Genomic DNA, 16,881 nt, shown 5'->3' on the forward strand with positions numbered 1-16,881 from the left:
AAACGCTCGGCCTGGCCGCGCAACGCTTCGGCCAGCACCTTGCCCGCCAGGTGCGTGTAGGTCACGCCATGGCCGCTGCAGCCCTGGGAGTAGTAGATGTTGTCGCCCAGGCGTCCGACCTGAGGCAGGCGCGACAGGGTCAGCAGGAAGTTACCGGTCCACGCATAATCGATCTTCACGTCCTTGAGCTGCGGGAAGGCCTTGAGCATCTTCGGTCGAATGATCGCTTCGATGTTCGCCGGATCCCGCGCGCCGTACACCACGCCGCCGCCGAAGATCAGGCGCTTGTCACCGCTGAGGCGGTAGTAGTCGAGCAGGTAATTGCAGTCTTCGACGCAGTAATCCTGAGGCAGCAGGGTCCTGGCCAGTTCTTCGCCCAGGGGCTCGGTGGTAATCACCTGCGTGCCGCAAGGCATCGACTTGGCCGCCAGTTCCGGCACCAGATTACCCAGATAGGCGTTGCCGGCGACAATGATGAATTTGGCCCGGACCTTACCCTGCGGTGTGTGCACCACCGGATTCGCGCCGCGCTCGATGCGCACGGCCGGCGACTGCTCATAGATCGTCCCGCCCAGGGATTCGACCGCCGCCGCTTCACCCAGCGCCAGGTTGAGCGGATGAATGTGGCCGCCACTCATGTCCAGCATGCCGCCGACATACTGATCACAAGCCACCACTTCGCGAATGCGGCGCTGATCCATCAACTCGAGCTGGGTGTGGCCGAATCGCTCCCACAGGCGCTTCTGCGACTCCAGATGACCCATCTGCTTGGCGGTCATCGCGGCGAACACGCCACCGTCCTTCAGATCGCACTGGATGTTGTACCTGGCGACCCGCTCACGAATGATCCGGCCACCTTCAAACGCCATCTGTCCCAGTAACTGAGCCTGCTTGGGGCCAACCGTGCGCTCGATGACATCGATGTCGCGGCTATAGCTGTTGACGATCTGCCCGCCATTACGCCCGGACGCCCCGAAACCTACCTTGGCGGCCTCAAGCACCGTGACCTTGAAACCGTTCTCCAGCAGAAACAGGGCAGAGGACAGCCCCGTGTAACCGGCGCCAATCACACAGACATCGGTCTCGACGTCATCCTGCAACGCCGGGCGCGGCGGAACCGCATTGGCCGATGCGGCGTAGTAGGACTCTGGGTAGGGAGTGTTAGCCATCCGGCAGCCTCTGTTTAATATATTTTACGAGTGCGTTGATCCTACCCGAGTTGAAAATCGCCCGCCAGCCACCCGGAAAATCTTCTTTGTACCGACAAAATTAAATATTTTGCATATTCATAGGGTTAGCGCGAAAAAAGGTGTTGACACCCCTCCGGAATTCCGTAGAATGCCGCCTCACAGCAGGCACGTAGCTCAGTTGGTTAGAGCACCACCTTGACATGGTGGGGGTCGTTGGTTCGAGTCCAATCGCGCCTACCAAACAAAATCCGCTCTGCTGGGCGGTCTGGAAGGGCTCACCGAAAGGTGGGCCCTTTTTTGTTGTTGCTGTTTACCTGCAGACTCAACGAAAGCGAAGCCAGGTCCGTCGCCGCCTGGCCACGAGCCTCACCCACTGCGTTACGCCTTCGAGATTTTTCGGGGGATTGTGATGCGAGGGGCGGGAGGGAGAAAGGCAACAGGTGGTTGCATCCAGATGGCATGTTCCATTGCCAGTGCTGAATACACTTACCTATTGCCGGGTAAATCGATCAGTGTGTCGCTTGCCCCATAAAAGCTCAGAGCGCGAAACCCGTCGCATGAACCAGATGCACCTCCTGCGCTCCAGCGATCAGGTGCATGGGGACGTTCTGATGTGCATCAATGGACGGTACCTCGAAGCTCCCGACAATCTGGAGGTGTCGCTCGCTCAGTTCGGTCGACTCTGCTGCCTTTTCCTTAGCCATTCTCGCGTGGTTCATTGCGATTTCGTTGAGCGTTGACACGTTACATCTCCCGGTGACTGACCAAGCGTATCGCTGGAGTCCTTAAGCATTGATTGAATGGCTGCTGCGTCAGAATTATGTCGTTCCGGCGCTGCTACGCGCGATCTGTGCAATCCTCAAGCCACGGATGCGGTTGAACTCATCGTCGTGTTTTGGCAGGCGACGAATGGCGGACAACGGTGGATGATGATCCGGATTCTTTGCCATTCAGGCGTAAACTAATGGGGCTGCCTCATTCAAAGGAGCCGCCTATGAACGTCGATCAAATCAGCAAACAGGCACCCGTAGACAAAGCCGTTTGGGATCAATACTTCTGCGCTGCGTTGATTGCCGAAAGCAATCTGACAGCCCCGGTTGTGGGCGGGGCTACGCACGAAGACAGGCAGAACCTGTTGATCGAGAGGGCTAAAACCCTGGCCGACAAAATGATGGAAAACCGGAAGTGACCAGAGCCCAGCCATCGCGCTGGGCTCTTTGCATGCGGGGTGCGCCGATGCTGGCGATGTGCGCGTTGTGGGTCAGGCGATCAACTCTACCTTGCCGCTCGCCAGGCGATAGATGCCTCCCACGATCTTCAGCATGCCTTTGCTCTGTGCATCGGTCAGCAAGGGCGAGGCCTGTTTCAGGCTGTTGACCGAATTTTTGACGTTCTGCGCGGTGGCGTTTTCCATCAGGCTCCCGGGTTGCTTGAGCACGGCCTCGATGGCCGACTTGAGTGCGTCGGTCAGTTTCGGGATATGGCCGGGGAAAACCGTCTGGTCCTTGACGGCCTTGATACCGGCCTCGATGGCGCCGCAGCTCTCATGGCCGAGTACCAGAATCAGCGGGGCGCCCAGTACGGCAACCCCGTATTCAAGACTGGCCAGGCCTTCCGGGGTGACAAAGTTGCCCGCGACACGGATGGAGAAAAGATCGCCGCGTGCAGTGTCAAACGCATACTCCGGGGCGATGCGCGAGTCAGAGCAGCTCAGCACGGCCACGAACGGATTTTGACCCGACACCAGGGCCTCTCGCTCGGCCTTGAAATCATGAGTCGTGGATGTGCCGCTTACATATCGTTCATTGCCCTCCATCAGTCTTTTCAGCGCCATGTCGGGGCTGATCACGTTTTGTGGTTTGGGTGGGGCCGACGCTTTTTCGGCTGCCTGGATGATCCTGCCGGGCAGTGTGCCGGTCAGCAGCAGGGCGCCTGCGCTCAATCCGGCAAATTGAAGAAAACGACGACGGCCTGTTGTGTTTGAAGCAGAGCTTGAATCACATGATTCACACATGATTTTGTTTACTCAGTTCAATGCGGTGAGAGTGAGTTGCTGTTGGGGCCGGGACTGCCACGGTAGCTCAATGCCAGCGCAGTGGAGTCTAGTTGGTCTGCCATATTGTGTTCCGGGCATTGCCAGGGATGCCGTGCAAGCAGCCATTTCATGGGCTACTACTGTCAGGCTTATACAACTTCGACCTGGCAGGAGTTTCTCGATGCTGACTCATTGGTTTCTGGCGGCGGTTCATCTTTTGGCAGTTGCCTTGGGGTTCTGGGCGGTGCTGACGCGAGGCACGGCTTTTCGGCGCTTGGCCGACGGGGCAGGAGAGGTGCGCAGTGTTCTGATAGCGGACAATATCTGGGGTATTTCAGCTGTCGTGTTACTGATCAGCGGGGGGATGCGAGCCTTTGGCGGGTACGAGAAAGGCACGGACTATTACCTGCATCAGCCATTGTTTCATCTGAAGATGACACTGTTCGTGCTGATCTTGCTGCTGGAGATTGCGCCCATGGTGACGTTGATCAAATGGCGGATAGCGCTGGGCCGTAAAGTCGCCTTCGATACCGGCCGTGCGAAGCTGTTTGCACGGATCAGTCATGTCGAGTCGCTGCTGGTGCTGTTGGTGATGGTGGCGGCGACTGGCATGGCGCGCGGGGTGATGTTTGGTTGATCACGCAGCGAACGTGTCCTTCCCCAGGATAAACAAGAAATGTCTGACAGCCAGGGCCTTGAGCTTGTCGCTAGTAACGACCCCTGAAAGCTTGCGTGGGAAAGCATGCGGAAGCGATGCGATGCTGAATCTTTAGCCAGCCGTGGTTGCGCACTGAACGGGCTGGCTACTGACTGCAGCAGAATTCAGGATTGCGGCTTTTCCGGGGCGGTCAGGCCGGCCTGAATGCGCTGATAAATTTCTTCACGGTGCACTGCAACGTCCTTCGGGGCGTTGATGCCGATCCTGACTTGCTGGCCGCTTACGCCCAGGATGGTGATCGTAATGTCATCACCGATATTAATGCTTTCACCGACTTTGCGGGTGAGTATCAGCATGGTCTTCTCCTTGATTGCTTCGTGGGGCACCTGATTCGGACAGTGCAGAGGTCGGTGGTATGTATAGATTAGTGCGAAGTCTCACAGTTTGGGTGCCTCTTTCTGACGCGCAGATGTGGCATTAATTCCCAAGGCGTAACTATACAGAGGCCGCCACCATGATTCTCGTTGTTTTGAGCCCATTTTACGGCACTCGTGAAGTATTCATGGATGTTAAAATCCCCCCTTTAAGCATTTAGAGGGAAACGCCGTGCACAAAATGGTCTTGATATTCGCGATGTTGGCACTGGCGGGATGTGGAGAGGGCGGCAGTGTGGATGCGCCGAAGCCAAAGCCGGCCATGGCTGCCGTACCTGCAGCAGTGTCCGGCCCGCAATGGGATCTTGAAGTGCGAGGTGAAACCCCTCAGGCGGTCAGCGATTTGAGTGGCTGGCTGATCGAGCACAGTTTCATGTCCAGCGTCGTCAAGGAAAATGGCAATACGCGAATCCTGATGGGGCCGTTCAGTTCGAAAGCCGAGGCCGACGCCAAGCAGGATGAAGTCCGTGCGGCGCTCACTCGCGCCAAGAAACAGAACATCGAATTGCTGGTGCTTGAGCGTCCAGCCGCTCAATAACATTCGGCAACGAAGATGTTGGGCAAACAAAAAGGCTGCTCCTACAGTTTCCCGGGATTGCGAACCAATAAAAAGGCCTCGGGGGTTTAGCCTCGAGGCCTTTTTTGTTTCGGGTGCCACCTGGATTCAGCCGCAGGCCTTCATGTCCACCGGGCCGACGAACTCGTTGCCGCGTCCCATGACGCACCCCACGCTCTGGTTGCGTTGACGCTCCCACGCCTGTACGGGATAGGTTTTGTCCCAGGCCTCGTACAGTTGCCGATCCTGTTTCGACAGGCGCAAGCCATACTGCTTGCTCATGTAGAAGTAGGTCCGGGCGATCATGCCGCGAATGGAAGGGCGGGGCATGACTTTCTTGGCCTTGAAGTCGACCTGGGTCAGGCACGAACCATACTGTCCCGACTGTTCGGGCAGCCAGCCGAAACTGAAGTTGCTGCGATCGCCATTGACCTCGCCAATGCTGGGCACCAGGTTGTGCAAATCAGCTTCGGCCTTCTGGTAAACCGGATCGTAGCGGGTGCAGTTCTTGCGACCGCCTTCTTGCCAGCACTGGCGTTGATGGCCGATCTGCCAGGCCGGAACGATATGCTCCCACTCGATGCGGGATGCGCGCTTGGCATTTTTGCGCGGCACATAACCGCAGGCGGCAAGGTTCACCCGGTTGCCGGTGTACTTGCAGCCACAGTAAAACTCGGTGGATTGGGGGGCGTAGAGCTTCCATGCGACCTTTTTCGCTTCGGTAAAGGTGCGCGGAGCGTCGGCTTGCGCCGCCATGGCAAAAAACACAAAAAACAAAGCAAACCAGCGGACACTCATCAACTCAATCTTCCTTCGGCACAACCCAGAAAATCTGCACGCCGCCATCGTCGCGATAGGCGAGGGTGACGTTGTCGTTCTCGTCGATTTCTTCCAGCAAGCGTTCCCATTCATCCACCGGCTCGTCAGGCAGGCGGAAGATCAGGGCTGCCCTGGCTTTTTGTGCGGTGGGGGAGTTGATGATTTTCTGAACGCGCAGGCCCATGCGTACATAGGTGTCAGGAGAGGCAGAGGTAGTGTCCACGGAATTATCCTTATTAAGCTGTACGTGTATACAGTATTTAACTGTAGGCAATTTCGCAACTGCTTAAAAATCAAGAAAATCCTCTGACAGCGGTTTGTTCTATTTGGTGTAAGGCGCAGGGAGTTTTTTTGTCAGATCGAGTGGCGCCAATCGCCAGGACTGGAGAATGGCGCACAGGGTGCCCGACCGGATCGGTCGGGCGAGGGCGAATCAGTATTCCCAGAACATCCGCTGCAGCTCTTTGCTGTCATTGGTCTTGGTCAGCGCGACCATCGCCAGGATCCGGGCCTTTTGCGGGTTCAGGTCGTGGGCCACAACCCAGTCGTATTTGTCGTCAGGCTGTTCGGCGTTGCGCAATACGAAGCCGCCGGCGTTGACATGGGAGGAGCGAATGATCTGCACGCCGTCCTTGCGCAGGGCTTGCAGGGTCGGGACCACGCGAGACGATACCGAGCCATTGCCGGTGCCGGCGTGGATGATGGCTTTGGCGCCTGATTGAGCGAGGGCCTTGTAGGCGGTGTCGCTGACATTGCCGTAGGAATAGGCGATCTCGACGTCAGGCAGGCTCTTGATGGTCTTGATGTCGAATTCGGAATCCATGGTGTGGCGCTTGGCTGGCAAACGGAACCAGTAGGATTTGCCTTCTACCACCATGCCCAGCGGACCCCAGGGGCTTTTGAACGCTTCGGTCTTGATGTTGATCATTTTGCTGACGTCGCGACCCGACTGGATTTCATCGTTCATGGTCACCAGCACGCCTTTGCCTCGTGCATCCTTGCTGCTGGCCACGGCCACTGCGTTGTACAGGTTGAGCATGCCATCGGCGGACATCGCGGTACCCGGGCGCATGGAGCCGACGACAATGATCGGCTTGTCGGTTTTTTCCACCAGGTTCAGGAAGTACGCGGTTTCTTCCAGGGTGTCGGTGCCGTGGGTGATCACGATGCCATCGACGTCTTTGCTGTCGGCCAGTTCGGCTACGCGGCGGCCCAGTTGCAGCAGGTTTTCGTTGGTGATGCTTTCGGAAGCGATTTGCATGACCTGTTCGCCGCGAACGTTGGCCAGTTGGCTCAGTTCTGGGACGCCGGCGATCAGTTGTTCAATACCGACTTTCGCCGCTTGATAGGTCGCGCTGTTGGCGGCGCTGGCGCCGGCGCCGGCAATGGTGCCACCGGTGGCCAGGATCACCACGTTGGCCAGTTTCTGTTGGGTTTCGGCTTCTTTGGCCTGAAGGGCGGTCGGCAGAAGCAGCAGCAGGGCCAAGGCGCCCGGAACAAAGGTCTTGAGTGCAGATGTCATTATTTTTCTCTTCTAGTTGTGAGACGGTGCAGATGCAGGTTCATCTAGATACGCCCCGGGCGAATCTGAACGCCGGAGGTGCGAGGAGAAGAGCAGGATCTGTACCAGTAACACCCTGAATCGAAAAACACGCGTAACTTAATGATTTGTAACGGTATTGCAGTTTGTTTCCGGAGGTGGTTCCGGGGCCGGGCGTCCGGATTGCCGAACATGTTTAACTTTTGCGTTCGGCTCTCCGAAACGGATGGCAGTCCTGTTTAGAATCTAAACGCATCAAATCGTCGTTAACGACTAAAGAAAAGCGCGCGTCGGTCGATGCTCCTTCAAGGGATCTATTTCTGCAGGAGTTCACATGTCGTTATCTATTGGCTTCCCGAATGCCGCGGGCATCACCATCGGGGGAAAGTCTGCGGCGACCATTCGTGCCTTGGGCGATGCAACAGAGGATTCGGCTGCCCAAGCGCTGGGTGTAAAGGAAGGCGACGGCACCCAGGTTAAAACCGGTCCGGTAGGTCTGGGACAAAGTGCCGGCGCACAGGCCGAATCGGAAACCAGCGATAACACCAGTATTGCGGTGAAGGTCCTGCTCAAGCGCTTGAAAGAGTTGCAGGATCAATTGCGTGAGCAACAGCAGCAATTGGCCCAGGCCCAGGCGGCGTCCTATCCGACCCCGGAAGCCAAGACCACCGCGGTAGCGGCCATTCAGGGGCAGGTCGCCGAAACCAGCGGCGCCATCCTGCAGGTGAGTGCGAGTCTGATCAAAGAGTTGGCCAAGGGTTCCGGCACGGGATCGGTGGTCAACACCACGGCATGAGCTGAATGCCGTTTTTCGCCAATCCGCTCTGAAAGCGCTTTTCAGGTCGTTGACAAATACCGGCAGGATTCGCATAGTCTGGGTCACGCAAACGTTTGCGCGCCCCCTGTAATGGCTTTCCACCACAGGGGGTCGTGGAGCTTACGCCAGCGCAAGCGTTGCTCACAATAATCATAAGATCGGAGTGAACCCATGAAGCTGCCATTTGCTGGACGTCTTCTCGCTGTCGCTGTGCTGGCTGCCGCATCCGCTGCACTGCCTGTCTCCTCTGCCTTCGCTGAAACCACAGAAAAACCGAAAGTCGCACTGGTCATGAAATCCCTGGCCAATGAGTTTTTCCTGACCATGGAAGACGGCGCCAAGGCCTATCAGAAAGATCACTCCGGCGAATTCGACCTGATCTCCAACGGCATCAAGGATGAAACCGACACCGCCGGCCAGACGCGGATCGTCGAGCAGATGATCCTGGCCAAGGTCAATGCGCTGGTGATCGCGCCGGCAGATTCCAAGGCCATGGTGCCGGTGATCAAGAAAGCCATCGATGCCGGTATCACCGTGATCAACATCGACAACCAGCTGGACCCTGCCGTCGTCAAAAGCAAAAACATCAGTGTTCCGTTCGTAGGCCCGGACAACCGCAAGGGCGCACGCCTGGTTGGCGATTACCTGGCCAAACAGCTGAAGGCCGGTGACGAAGTCGGCATCATCGAAGGTGTGTCCACCACCACCAATGCCCAGCAGCGCACCGCAGGTTTCAAGGATGCGATGGAGGCGGCGCAGATCAAGGTCGTGTCGTTGCAATCCGGTGACTGGGAAATCGACAAAGGCAACAAGGTGGCCGCCTCGATTCTCAGCGAATACCCGCAAACCAAGGCCCTGTTGGCCGGCAACGACAGCATGGCGGTCGGCGCGGTGTCTGCCGTGCGCGCCGCGGGCAAGGCCGGCAAGGTGCAAGTGGTCGGTTATGACAACATCAACGCCATCCAGCCGATGCTCAAGGATGGTCGGGTGCTCGCCACTGCCGACCAGTTTGCAGCCAGGCAGGCGGTGTTCGGCATCGAGACGGCATTGAAGATTCTCAAGGGCGAGAAGGTCGACGGCGGCGCCAATGGCGTGATCGAAACGCCGGTAGAGTTGGTCACCAAAGAGTCGGTCACCCAGTAACCTTCTGGCGACGCAACGGCGCTCGTCCAGCCGGACGGGCGCGTGGAGAGTTTTTATGTCCGCTTGCGCTACGAACGCTGTCCTCTCGGTCAGCGGTATCGGCAAGACCTACGCCCAACCGGTTCTGGCCGGCATCGACCTGACGCTCATGCGCGGTGAAGTGCTGGCGCTGACCGGCGAGAACGGCGCAGGCAAAAGCACGCTTTCGAAAATCATTGGCGGGCTGGTCGCACCGACCACCGGGCAGATGCAGTTTCAGGGGCAAGCCTATCGTCCGGGCAGCCGGAGCCAGGCAGAAGACCTCGGCATCCGCATGGTCATGCAGGAACTCAATCTGCTGCCGACCCTGTCGGTGGCGGAAAACCTGTTTCTTCACAATCTGCCCAACAACGGCGGCTGGATCAGTCGCAAGCAATTGCGCAAGGCTGCCATCGAGGCCATGGCTCAGGTCGGACTCGACGGCATTGACCCGGATACCCTGGTCGGCGAACTGGGCATCGGTCATCAGCAAATGGTAGAGATCGCCCGTAACCTGATCGGCGATTGTCATGTGCTGATTCTCGATGAGCCCACCGCGATGCTCACGGCACGCGAAGTCGAAATGCTGTTCGAGCAGATCACCCGCCTGCAGGCTCGCGGCGTATCGATCATCTATATCTCTCATCGCCTCGAAGAGCTGGCGCGGGTCGCGCAGCGCATTGCCGTGCTGCGCGACGGCAATCTGGTCTGTGTCGCGCCGATGGCCAACTACAACAGCGAGCAACTGGTCACCTTGATGGTCGGTCGCGAGCTCGGCGAGCACATCGATATGGGCGCGCGCAAGATCGGCGCTCCGATGTTGACGGTCAAGGGCCTGACCCGATCCGACAAGGTTCGCGACGTGTCGTTCGAAGTGCGTGCCGGAGAGATTTTCGGCATTTCCGGTTTGATCGGCGCGGGGCGCACCGAGTTGCTGCGCCTGATCTTCGGTGCCGATATCGCCGACAGCGGCACGATTGCCCTGGGCTCGTCGGCGCAGGTCATCACTGTGCGTTCGCCGGTGGATGCGGTCGGGCATGGCATCGCACTGATCACTGAAGATCGCAAGGGCGAAGGCCTTTTGTTGACGCAGTCGATCGGTGCCAATATCGCCTTGGGCAACATGCCCGGCATCTCCAGCGCCGGCTTTGTCGACAACGATGGCGAAAACGCCCTGGCCCAGCGGCAGATCGATGCCATGCGCATTCGCAGCTCCGGTCCGGCACAGTTGGTGGCCGAGCTGTCCGGCGGTAACCAGCAGAAAGTCGTCATCGGTCGCTGGCTGGAGCGCGATTGCTCGGTGCTGCTGTTCGACGAGCCGACCCGGGGCATCGACGTCGGCGCCAAGTTCGATATCTACAACCTGCTCGGTGAATTGACCCGCAAGGGCAAGGCGCTGGTGGTGGTTTCCAGTGACTTGCGCGAGCTGATGCTGATCTGCGACCGGATTGGCGTGCTGTCGGCAGGAAGACTGATCGATACGTTCGATCGCGACAGCTGGGCCCAGGATGAGTTGCTCGCCGCTGCTTTTGCCGGCTACCAAAAACGTGATGCGCAGCGCTTCGAAGCCGCGCCTAGGGATCTTCCATGAAAACCGCTTCTTTCGCCGGCACACGCAGTGGCAACTTCTATGGCCTGGGCACCTATCTGGGCCTGGCGGGTGCCTTGTTGGCGATGATCGTGCTGTTCTCGGTGCTGAGCAGTCACTTCCTGTCCTACGATACGTTCAGCACCCTGGCCAACCAGATTCCGGACCTGATGGTGCTGGCGGTCGGCATGACCTTTGTGTTGATCATCGGGGGTATCGACCTGTCGGTGGGTTCGGTGCTGGCACTGGCGGCCTCGACCGTGAGCGTGGCGATACTCGGCTGGGGCTGGAGCGTTCTGCCCGCAGCGTTGCTCGGCATGGCCGTCGCGGCGCTCGCTGGCACCATCACTGGTTCGATCACGGTGGCGTGGCGGATACCGTCGTTCATTGTGTCCCTGGGCGTGCTGGAAATGGCACGTGGAGTGGCGTACCAGATGACGGGTTCGCGTACGGCCTACATCGGCGATGCGTTCGCCTGGTTGTCCAATCCGATCGCCTTCGGCATTTCACCCTCGTTCATCATTGCGTTGCTGATCATATTCATCGCCCAGGCCGTATTGACCCGCACGGTATTCGGTCGCTACCTGATCGGTATCGGCACCAACGAAGAGGCTGTGCGGCTGGCGGGGATCAATCCGAAGCCCTACAAAATCCTGGTGTTCAGCCTGATGGGATTGCTGGCCGGCATTGCCGCGTTGTTCCAGATTTCTCGCCTGGAAGCCGCCGACCCGAATGCCGGCTCCGGCCTTGAGTTGCAGGTGATCGCCGCCGTGGTGATCGGCGGGACCAGCCTGATGGGCGGGCGCGGCTCGGTGATCAGCACGTTTTTTGGCGTCCTGATCATTTCCGTGCTGGCCGCGGGGCTGGCGCAGATCGGGGCAACCGAGCCGACCAAACGCATCATTACCGGCGCCGTGATCGTGGTGGCGGTGGTGCTGGACACTTATCGCAGTCAACGCGCAAGCCGGCGGACCTGAGTCATGGCGACTATCAAAGATGTGGCAGCCCTTGCCGGCATTTCCTACACCACGGTTTCCCATGTGGTGAACAAGACCCGCCCGGTCAGCGAAGAAGTCCGGCTCAAGGTCGAGGCCGCGATCGAGACCCTCGACTACGTCCCCAGCGCCGTGGCTCGTTCACTCAAGGCCAAGACCACGGCAACCATCGGCCTGTTGGTCCCCAACAGCCTCAACCCGTACTTCGCCGAGCTGGCCAGGGGGATCGAGGATTACTGCGAGCGAAACGGTTACTGCGTGATCCTGTGCAACTCCGACGACAATCCGGACAAGCAGCGCAGCTACCTGCGTGTGCTGCTGGAAAAGCGCATCGACGGCCTGATCGTAGCCTCGGCCGGCGGCGACAGTGGCCTGGTACAAGGCCTGAAAGGCGTGCGCACGCCCATGGTGATCGTCGACCGCGGACTGGACGGTGTCGATGCCGACCTGGTGCGCATCGACCATGAATACGGCGCGTACCTGGCGACCCGACACCTGTTGGAGTTGGGCCACCGGGATATCGCCACGATCAGCGGGCCGGAAAACACCAGTGTGGCGCAGATGCGTCTGGCGGGTTATCGCAGGGCCTTGAAAGAGGCGGGCGTCGAAGTCTCTCCCGAGCGCATGCTGGCAAGCGATTTCACCAGCACCGGCGGTTACAGCGCTGCCGCGATTTTGCTGGAAAGCCATCCGCCTACCGCCATTTTTGCCGCCAACGACATGATCGGCATCGGTGTGCTGCGGGCCGCCGCCGAGCGCAATATTCGCGTACCGAGCGAGTTGTCGGTGATCGGCTTCGACGATATCCAGATGAGCCGGTATGTCTATCCGTCGTTGACCACGGTGGGGCAGTCGATCCTGCAACTCGGTGAAATGGCTGCCGAAGTGCTGTTACGGCGAATCGCCACGCCGGGCCTGGCGACCGATCAGCGGATCGTGACGCCGAGTATTGTCATCCGTGAATCGACGGCGCCGCTGGCCGGTGTGTTTGCCCAGTGCCGTTGAAACAGAGAGCCGTTGAGAGCCGTTGAAAACAGAAAGCCGCTGACCCAAAAGCGCCGCCGAAACAGAATCGATGAGTAGCAATGTATGCCAGCAAAAGTAGTGGTAATAGGCAGTTTGAACATGGACCTGGTGACCCGGGCCCCGCGCTTGCCCAAGGGCGGTGAAACGCTGATTGGTCAGTCGTTTGCCACCGTCTCCGGCGGCAAGGGCGCCAATCAGGCCGTGGCTGCGGCGCGGCTCGGGGCCCAGGTGTCGATGATCGGCTGCGTGGGCAATGACGCCTATGGTGAGGCGCTGCGCGGGGCGCTGTTGGCCGAGCAGATCGATTGCCAGGCGGTGAGCACGATTGACGGTTCCAGCGGCGTGGCGTTGATCGTGGTCGACGACAGCAGTCAGAACACCATCGTGATCGTTCCCGGTGCCAACGGTGCATTGACCGCTGAAGCCATTGACCGTTTTGATTCGGTGATACAAGCGGCGGACGTGCTCATCTGTCAGCTGGAAGTACCCGATGCCTCCGTTGGTCATGCGCTCAAGCGCGGCCGCGAGCTGGGCAAGACGGTCATCCTCAACCCGGCGCCGGCCAGCCGTCCGTTGCCATCGCACTGGTACGGCTCTATCGATTACCTGATTCCCAACGAGAGCGAAGCGTCGGCCTTGAGCGGAGTGTCTGTGGACTCTCTGGAGACCGCGCAAGCCGCGGCGACCCGGCTGATTGCCCTGGGCGCCGGCAAGGTGATCATCACCCTCGGCGCGCAAGGTTCGCTGTTTGCCGATGGCCAGCGCTTCGAGCATTTCCCCGCGCCGGTCGTAAAGGCTGTCGACACCACGGCGGCGGGCGATACGTTCGTCGGTGGTTTCGCTGCGGCGTTGGCTGCGGGTCAGGATGAAGTGCAGGCGATCCGCTTCGGGCAGGTGGCTGCGGCGCTGTCGGTCACCCGTGCCGGCGCGCAACCGTCGATTCCCGCCTTGAGCGATGTGCAGGCGTTTAAAACTCCATGAAAAAGACACCCTTGCTCAACATCGCTTTGTCGCGGCTGATCGCCTCATTGGGGCATGGCGACATGGTCGTCATCGGCGACGCCGGTTTGCCGGTTCCACCGGGCGTTGAATTGATCGACCTGGCCTTGACCCAGGGCATCCCGGATTTTGTCAGCACCTTGAAAGTGGTGCTCAGTGAGATGCAGGTCGAAAGCCATGTGCTGGCTCAGGAGATTTTCGATAAGAAACCGTCGGCCCTGATCGCGCTGGATGAACTGAACGGCGAAGGCGCACTGGGGCGGCGTGAGGTGCTCAGCCATGAACAATTCAAGGTCCTGAGTCGGCAGGCGAGGGCGATTGTTCGTACCGGCGAGTGCCAGCCGTACTGCAACATCGTGCTGTTCGCCGGGGTTACGTTTTGACGGACTGCCTGCCTTTTGATTTCCCATGCACAAGGAGTGCGCCATGTATCGCTATGCTCAGAAACTGCACCAACTGCTCCGGAGTCTGCTGCTTTTGTCCCTGATTACCGCAACGAACGCCCAGGCGGCACAAAAAATCGACTTGATCATCGACACTGATCCGGGGGCTGACGATGTCGTTGCCCTGTTGTTCGCCCTGGCGTCGCCGGACGAACTGAATGTCCGGGCGCTGACCACCGTTGCGGGCAACGTTCGCCTCGACAAGACCTCGCGCAATGCGCGACTGGCCCGGGAGTGGGCGGGGCGCGAAGAGGTGCCGGTCTATGCGGGAGCGCCGAAGCCCCTGATGCGCACACCCATCTATGCCGAGGACATTCATGGCAAGGAAGGGTTGTCAGGCATTGCCGTGCATGAGCCCAAACAAGGCCTGGCCAAGGGCAGTGCCATCGCTTATCTGATCGACACCCTGAAATCCGCCGAGCCCCACAGCATTACCATCGCCATGCTTGGCCCGCAGACCAACCTGGCCCTGGCACTGATCCAGGAACCGGGTATCGTCCAGGGCATCAAGGAAGTGGTGGTCATGGGCGGTGCGCACTTCAACGGCGGCAACATCACGCCGGTGGCCGAGTTCAACCTGTTCGCCGATCCGCAAGCCGCCGAAGTGGTGCTCAAGAGTGGCGTGAAGCTGACCTACCTGCCGCTGGATGTGACCCACAAGATCCTGACCAGCGAAGCGCGTCTGAAACAGATTGCTGCGCTGAACAACAATGCCAGCCGTTTGGTGGGCGACATTCTCAATGAATACATCAAAGGCGACATGGAGCACTACGGCATTTCGGGTGGCCCGGTGCATGACGCCACGGTGGTCGCTTATCTGCTCAAGCCGCAGTTGTTCAGCGGTCGCTCGGTCAACGTGGTGGTCGACAGCCGCGAGGGGCCGACTTTCGGGCAAACCATCGTTGACTGGTATGACGGTTTGAAAGCGCCGAAGAATGCGTTCTGGGTTGAGAGCGGCGATGCCCAGGGCTTCTTCGATCTGCTGACCGAGCGTCTGGCCCGTCTGAAGTAAGTGTCATCTCCCGCAGGTGCCTGCCTGCGGGGTTCACTCCCGCCCGCTGACAGCGTCGGCCTTCTGGTCCGACAGATGTTTCTCGAAAATCTGCTCGATGAACGATTGGGCGGCTTCGGTTCCCAGGTCCCTGACCAATAGGTCGATACCGATAATGGCAAGCTCTTCCGTGCTGCTTGGACTGTAGGAGCTGTGGCCGTCCTGCCACTTGGCCTTGATGTCGGCGTCGATACTTACGGTGGTCATGATGGCACTCGTGAAGTCGGGGGAAGTCTGAGTGCCGAGTTAACCATTTTGCGGGGCTTTTGACACGTCGACTTAGGCATGAAAGAAGGGCTATGCGACACTTGGTCTCTGTCGAATTTTCAAGGAGCACGCTGTGCAGATCGATTTGAACTCCCCGGATGGCCTGACCCTCGAGGCGGTGCGTCAGTTGCTGGCCGGCGCCAGTGACGATGAGCACACCCAGTTGCGGGTCACCAAGGGAGGTATTGCGTACATCTCCTCGGGTGTCGTGGGCGGAACCGATATCGACGGCTTGTTGTTCCGGCTCGAAACCTGGGCCAAGGGCTCAGGATATGTCGGACGGGTCGCGGCCAGCGATGAAGTCTGGGTCATGCAAATCTTCAATGCCTTGAAAGAGAACTGGCCCAATCCGCCTTACGACTACATCGACGTCTATTGAGCGTTGTTCATATTCAGTCACGATTCAGTGATTAAGGGCAGGGCGGCGCTCAGGCAGAATCGCGGCTCGTGCGGATTGCGGGCAGGGTGCTGGCACTGCCTGTGAAACCAAACGCCAGTCTGGTTGTCGCACGATCTCAGCTTAATCATTGAATAAGGAGGCTTCATGCCTTGGAAGCTCGCGTCATTGGGTACTTTGCTGGCCGTTGCCACGCTGGCCGGTTGCAGCACTGCCTCTACGGAGTCGGCAAACGCGGATGTTGCGACGACTGACACGGGTCACAGCCGCTGTGAGGCGAAGGCTGCCGAGTTCACCATCGGCAAACAGGCATCGCCGCAGCTGCTTGAGCAGGCGCGTACCCGCGCAGGGGCGCAAAGCGCGCGGTTCCTGCTGCCAACCGATATGGTGACGCTGGAGTACCGTTCCGATCGCCTGAACCTGAACACCGATGCCGGCAGGGTGGTCACCCGGGTCAACTGCGGCTGATCCCCAGGCTTTTGTTTCACCCATAAAAAACCCCGTCACATGGACGGGGTTTTTTTAGTGCGCCTGGAAATTACTCTGGGCGAACTTGAGCAGCTTGCATACCCTTTTGGCCTTTCTCAGCCACGAAGGAAACAGTCTGGCCTTCTTTCAGGCTTTTGAAACCGTCGCTTTCGATAGCTTTGAAGTGTACGAACAGGTCGTCACCGCCACCTTGAGGAGTGATGAAGCCGAAGCCTTTTTCATCGTTGAACCATTTAACGGTGCCGGTTTGGCGATTAGACATGGTGTATCTCCAAGAAACATATATTTTCAGTAGTACTGTGCTGCTCAGGCCAACTGGGCACACCCGAGTATCATAGTCGAAATGTTCGGTTTGGGACCCCCCCAGACGCGCTGTTTGCTTTCATATTGCACGTCTTTCACCACCAGAAATGGCT

Annotated in this window: 22 protein-coding genes and 1 tRNA gene; 14 read left to right on the forward strand and 9 right to left on the reverse strand. The window is 58.9% G+C overall.

Annotation, left to right across the window (positions count from 1 at the left end):
* Positions 1-1,169 (reverse strand): NAD(P)/FAD-dependent oxidoreductase (locus tag AC3WJW_RS13155; protein WP_493726282.1); only part of this gene is annotated, 1,169 nt, incomplete at its 3' end.
* Between the two features lie 184 nt (positions 1,170-1,353).
* Here AC3WJW_RS13155 and AC3WJW_RS13160 point away from each other — a divergent pair.
* Positions 1,354-1,430, forward strand: a tRNA-Val gene (locus AC3WJW_RS13160).
* A gap of 296 nt (positions 1,431-1,726) precedes the next feature.
* On the opposite strand, the gene AC3WJW_RS13165 is transcribed toward AC3WJW_RS13160, so the two are convergent.
* Complete coding sequence (locus tag AC3WJW_RS13165; protein ID WP_493726283.1) at positions 1,727-1,933, reverse strand: hypothetical protein; 207 nt, start codon at positions 1,931-1,933, stop codon at positions 1,727-1,729.
* A 251-nt stretch (positions 1,934-2,184) separates the two neighbouring features.
* Here AC3WJW_RS13165 and AC3WJW_RS13170 point away from each other — a divergent pair, with 251 nt between their 5' ends.
* Positions 2,185-2,379: a hypothetical protein gene (locus AC3WJW_RS13170; protein ID WP_007975687.1), complete on the forward strand. Its 195-nt coding sequence runs from the start codon at positions 2,185-2,187 to the stop codon at positions 2,377-2,379.
* 72 nt (positions 2,380-2,451) lie between these two features.
* Here AC3WJW_RS13170 and AC3WJW_RS13175 read toward each other — a convergent pair whose 3' ends face one another.
* Positions 2,452-3,204, reverse strand: coding sequence for a carbonic anhydrase (locus tag AC3WJW_RS13175; RefSeq protein ID WP_493726284.1), 753 nt, complete (start codon positions 3,202-3,204; stop codon positions 2,452-2,454).
* Between the two features lie 202 nt (positions 3,205-3,406).
* Between AC3WJW_RS13175 and AC3WJW_RS13180 the strand changes: the two genes are divergently transcribed.
* Complete coding sequence (locus AC3WJW_RS13180) at positions 3,407-3,862, forward strand: DUF2214 family protein (protein ID WP_493726285.1); 456 nt, start codon at positions 3,407-3,409, stop codon at positions 3,860-3,862.
* A 185-nt stretch (positions 3,863-4,047) separates the two neighbouring features.
* On the opposite strand, the gene csrA is transcribed toward AC3WJW_RS13180, so the two are convergent.
* On the reverse strand, positions 4,048-4,239 hold the full coding sequence (gene csrA, locus AC3WJW_RS13185) for a carbon storage regulator CsrA (RefSeq protein ID WP_007975691.1): 192 nt from the start codon (positions 4,237-4,239) through the stop codon (positions 4,048-4,050).
* 250 nt (positions 4,240-4,489) lie between these two features.
* Here csrA and AC3WJW_RS13190 point away from each other — a divergent pair, with 250 nt between their 5' ends.
* Positions 4,490-4,855 (forward strand): SPOR domain-containing protein, encoded by a 366-nt coding sequence (locus AC3WJW_RS13190; protein ID WP_493726286.1) that lies wholly within the window; start codon positions 4,490-4,492, stop codon positions 4,853-4,855.
* Positions 4,856-4,981: 126 nt separating this feature from the next.
* Here the strand turns inward: AC3WJW_RS13190 and AC3WJW_RS13195 are convergent, their stop codons facing one another.
* From AC3WJW_RS13195 to AC3WJW_RS13205, 3 genes are all read right to left on the reverse strand, one after another.
* Positions 4,982-5,671, reverse strand: coding sequence for an endonuclease (locus AC3WJW_RS13195; protein WP_493726287.1), 690 nt, complete (start codon positions 5,669-5,671; stop codon positions 4,982-4,984).
* A 4-nt stretch (positions 5,672-5,675) separates the two neighbouring features.
* The gene (locus AC3WJW_RS13200; RefSeq protein ID WP_493726288.1) at positions 5,676-5,966 is read right to left on the reverse strand and encodes a DUF1654 domain-containing protein; all 291 of its coding nucleotides are present in this window, start codon (positions 5,964-5,966) and stop codon (positions 5,676-5,678) included.
* A 159-nt stretch (positions 5,967-6,125) separates the two neighbouring features.
* Positions 6,126-7,214 carry an asparaginase gene (locus tag AC3WJW_RS13205; protein ID WP_493726289.1) on the reverse strand — a complete coding sequence of 363 codons (1,089 nt, stop codon included), beginning with the start codon at positions 7,212-7,214 and terminating at the stop codon, positions 6,126-6,128.
* A gap of 352 nt (positions 7,215-7,566) precedes the next feature.
* Here AC3WJW_RS13205 and AC3WJW_RS13210 point away from each other — a divergent pair, with 352 nt between their 5' ends.
* The 8 genes from AC3WJW_RS13210 to AC3WJW_RS13245 all read left to right on the forward strand — a co-directional run bounded on the left by AC3WJW_RS13210 (position 7,567) and on the right by AC3WJW_RS13245 (position 15,273).
* The gene (locus AC3WJW_RS13210; protein ID WP_493726290.1) at positions 7,567-8,028 is read left to right on the forward strand and encodes a hypothetical protein; all 462 of its coding nucleotides are present in this window, start codon (positions 7,567-7,569) and stop codon (positions 8,026-8,028) included.
* A gap of 192 nt (positions 8,029-8,220) precedes the next feature.
* Positions 8,221-9,192 carry a sugar ABC transporter substrate-binding protein gene (locus tag AC3WJW_RS13215; protein WP_493726291.1) on the forward strand — a complete coding sequence of 324 codons (972 nt, stop codon included), beginning with the start codon at positions 8,221-8,223 and terminating at the stop codon, positions 9,190-9,192.
* A 55-nt stretch (positions 9,193-9,247) separates the two neighbouring features.
* Positions 9,248-10,801, forward strand: coding sequence for a sugar ABC transporter ATP-binding protein (locus AC3WJW_RS13220; RefSeq protein ID WP_493726292.1), 1,554 nt, complete (start codon positions 9,248-9,250; stop codon positions 10,799-10,801).
* Complete coding sequence (locus tag AC3WJW_RS13225; RefSeq protein WP_223547757.1) at positions 10,798-11,775, forward strand: ABC transporter permease; 978 nt, start codon at positions 10,798-10,800, stop codon at positions 11,773-11,775. The genes AC3WJW_RS13220 and AC3WJW_RS13225 overlap by 4 nt, the downstream gene beginning before the upstream one ends.
* Before the next feature lie 3 nt (positions 11,776-11,778).
* Positions 11,779-12,798, forward strand: coding sequence for a LacI family DNA-binding transcriptional regulator (locus tag AC3WJW_RS13230; protein WP_493726293.1), 1,020 nt, complete (start codon positions 11,779-11,781; stop codon positions 12,796-12,798).
* Positions 12,799-12,882: 84 nt separating this feature from the next.
* On the forward strand, positions 12,883-13,800 hold the full coding sequence (gene rbsK / locus AC3WJW_RS13235) for a ribokinase (protein WP_493726294.1): 918 nt from the start codon (positions 12,883-12,885) through the stop codon (positions 13,798-13,800).
* Positions 13,797-14,201, forward strand: coding sequence for a D-ribose pyranase (gene rbsD, locus AC3WJW_RS13240; protein WP_015095847.1), 405 nt, complete (start codon positions 13,797-13,799; stop codon positions 14,199-14,201). The genes rbsK and rbsD overlap by 4 nt, the downstream gene beginning before the upstream one ends.
* A gap of 43 nt (positions 14,202-14,244) precedes the next feature.
* Positions 14,245-15,273, forward strand: coding sequence for a nucleoside hydrolase (locus AC3WJW_RS13245; protein ID WP_102674382.1), 1,029 nt, complete (start codon positions 14,245-14,247; stop codon positions 15,271-15,273).
* 33 nt (positions 15,274-15,306) lie between these two features.
* Here AC3WJW_RS13245 and AC3WJW_RS13250 read toward each other — a convergent pair whose 3' ends face one another.
* Entirely contained in the window at positions 15,307-15,519 is a 213-nt protein-coding gene (locus tag AC3WJW_RS13250; RefSeq protein ID WP_493726295.1) for a hypothetical protein, read from the reverse strand.
* 133 nt (positions 15,520-15,652) lie between these two features.
* On the opposite strand from AC3WJW_RS13250, the gene AC3WJW_RS13255 reads away from it, so the two are divergent.
* Positions 15,653-15,958 carry a hypothetical protein gene (locus tag AC3WJW_RS13255; RefSeq protein WP_007975706.1) on the forward strand — a complete coding sequence of 102 codons (306 nt, stop codon included), beginning with the start codon at positions 15,653-15,655 and terminating at the stop codon, positions 15,956-15,958.
* Between the two features lie 165 nt (positions 15,959-16,123).
* Positions 16,124-16,444: an I78 family peptidase inhibitor gene (locus AC3WJW_RS13260; protein WP_104449607.1), complete on the forward strand. Its 321-nt coding sequence runs from the start codon at positions 16,124-16,126 to the stop codon at positions 16,442-16,444.
* A gap of 70 nt (positions 16,445-16,514) precedes the next feature.
* Here AC3WJW_RS13260 and AC3WJW_RS13265 read toward each other — a convergent pair whose 3' ends face one another.
* A complete protein-coding gene (locus tag AC3WJW_RS13265) occupies positions 16,515-16,727 on the reverse strand; it encodes a cold-shock protein (RefSeq protein ID WP_003179963.1) in 213 nt (70 codons plus the stop codon).
* Positions 16,728-16,881: the final 154 nt, after the last annotated feature.

The sequence above is a fragment of the Pseudomonas sp. GW821-FHT07G06 genome (assembly GCF_058986625.1).

What these genes read in the sequence shown, in the direction of transcription:
- AC3WJW_RS13180 (WP_493726285.1), top strand. Translation starts at nt 3,407, where the DNA reads ATGCTGACTCATTGGTTTCTGGCGGCGGTTCATCTTTTGGCAGTTGCC.
- AC3WJW_RS13230 (WP_493726293.1), top strand. Translation starts at nt 11,779, where the DNA reads ATGGCGACTATCAAAGATGTGGCAGCCCTTGCCGGCATTTCCTACACC.
- AC3WJW_RS13215 (WP_493726291.1), top strand. Translation starts at nt 8,221, where the DNA reads ATGAAGCTGCCATTTGCTGGACGTCTTCTCGCTGTCGCTGTGCTGGCT.
- AC3WJW_RS13220 (WP_493726292.1), top strand. Translation starts at nt 9,248, where the DNA reads ATGTCCGCTTGCGCTACGAACGCTGTCCTCTCGGTCAGCGGTATCGGC.
- AC3WJW_RS13195 (WP_493726287.1), bottom strand. Translation starts at nt 5,671, where the DNA reads ATGAGTGTCCGCTGGTTTGCTTTGTTTTTTGTGTTTTTTGCCATGGCG.
- rbsK (WP_493726294.1), top strand. Translation starts at nt 12,883, where the DNA reads ATGCCAGCAAAAGTAGTGGTAATAGGCAGTTTGAACATGGACCTGGTG.
- AC3WJW_RS13260 (WP_104449607.1), top strand. Translation starts at nt 16,124, where the DNA reads ATGCCTTGGAAGCTCGCGTCATTGGGTACTTTGCTGGCCGTTGCCACG.
- AC3WJW_RS13265 (WP_003179963.1), bottom strand. Translation starts at nt 16,727, where the DNA reads ATGTCTAATCGCCAAACCGGCACCGTTAAATGGTTCAACGATGAAAAA.
- AC3WJW_RS13205 (WP_493726289.1), bottom strand. Translation starts at nt 7,214, where the DNA reads ATGACATCTGCACTCAAGACCTTTGTTCCGGGCGCCTTGGCCCTGCTG.
- AC3WJW_RS13170 (WP_007975687.1), top strand. Translation starts at nt 2,185, where the DNA reads ATGAACGTCGATCAAATCAGCAAACAGGCACCCGTAGACAAAGCCGTT.
- AC3WJW_RS13210 (WP_493726290.1), top strand. Translation starts at nt 7,567, where the DNA reads ATGTCGTTATCTATTGGCTTCCCGAATGCCGCGGGCATCACCATCGGG.
- AC3WJW_RS13175 (WP_493726284.1), bottom strand. Translation starts at nt 3,204, where the DNA reads ATGTGTGAATCATGTGATTCAAGCTCTGCTTCAAACACAACAGGCCGT.
- csrA (WP_007975691.1), bottom strand. Translation starts at nt 4,239, where the DNA reads ATGCTGATACTCACCCGCAAAGTCGGTGAAAGCATTAATATCGGTGAT.
- AC3WJW_RS13250 (WP_493726295.1), bottom strand. Translation starts at nt 15,519, where the DNA reads ATGACCACCGTAAGTATCGACGCCGACATCAAGGCCAAGTGGCAGGAC.
- AC3WJW_RS13245 (WP_102674382.1), top strand. Translation starts at nt 14,245, where the DNA reads ATGTATCGCTATGCTCAGAAACTGCACCAACTGCTCCGGAGTCTGCTG.
- rbsD (WP_015095847.1), top strand. Translation starts at nt 13,797, where the DNA reads ATGAAAAAGACACCCTTGCTCAACATCGCTTTGTCGCGGCTGATCGCC.
- AC3WJW_RS13225 (WP_223547757.1), top strand. Translation starts at nt 10,798, where the DNA reads ATGAAAACCGCTTCTTTCGCCGGCACACGCAGTGGCAACTTCTATGGC.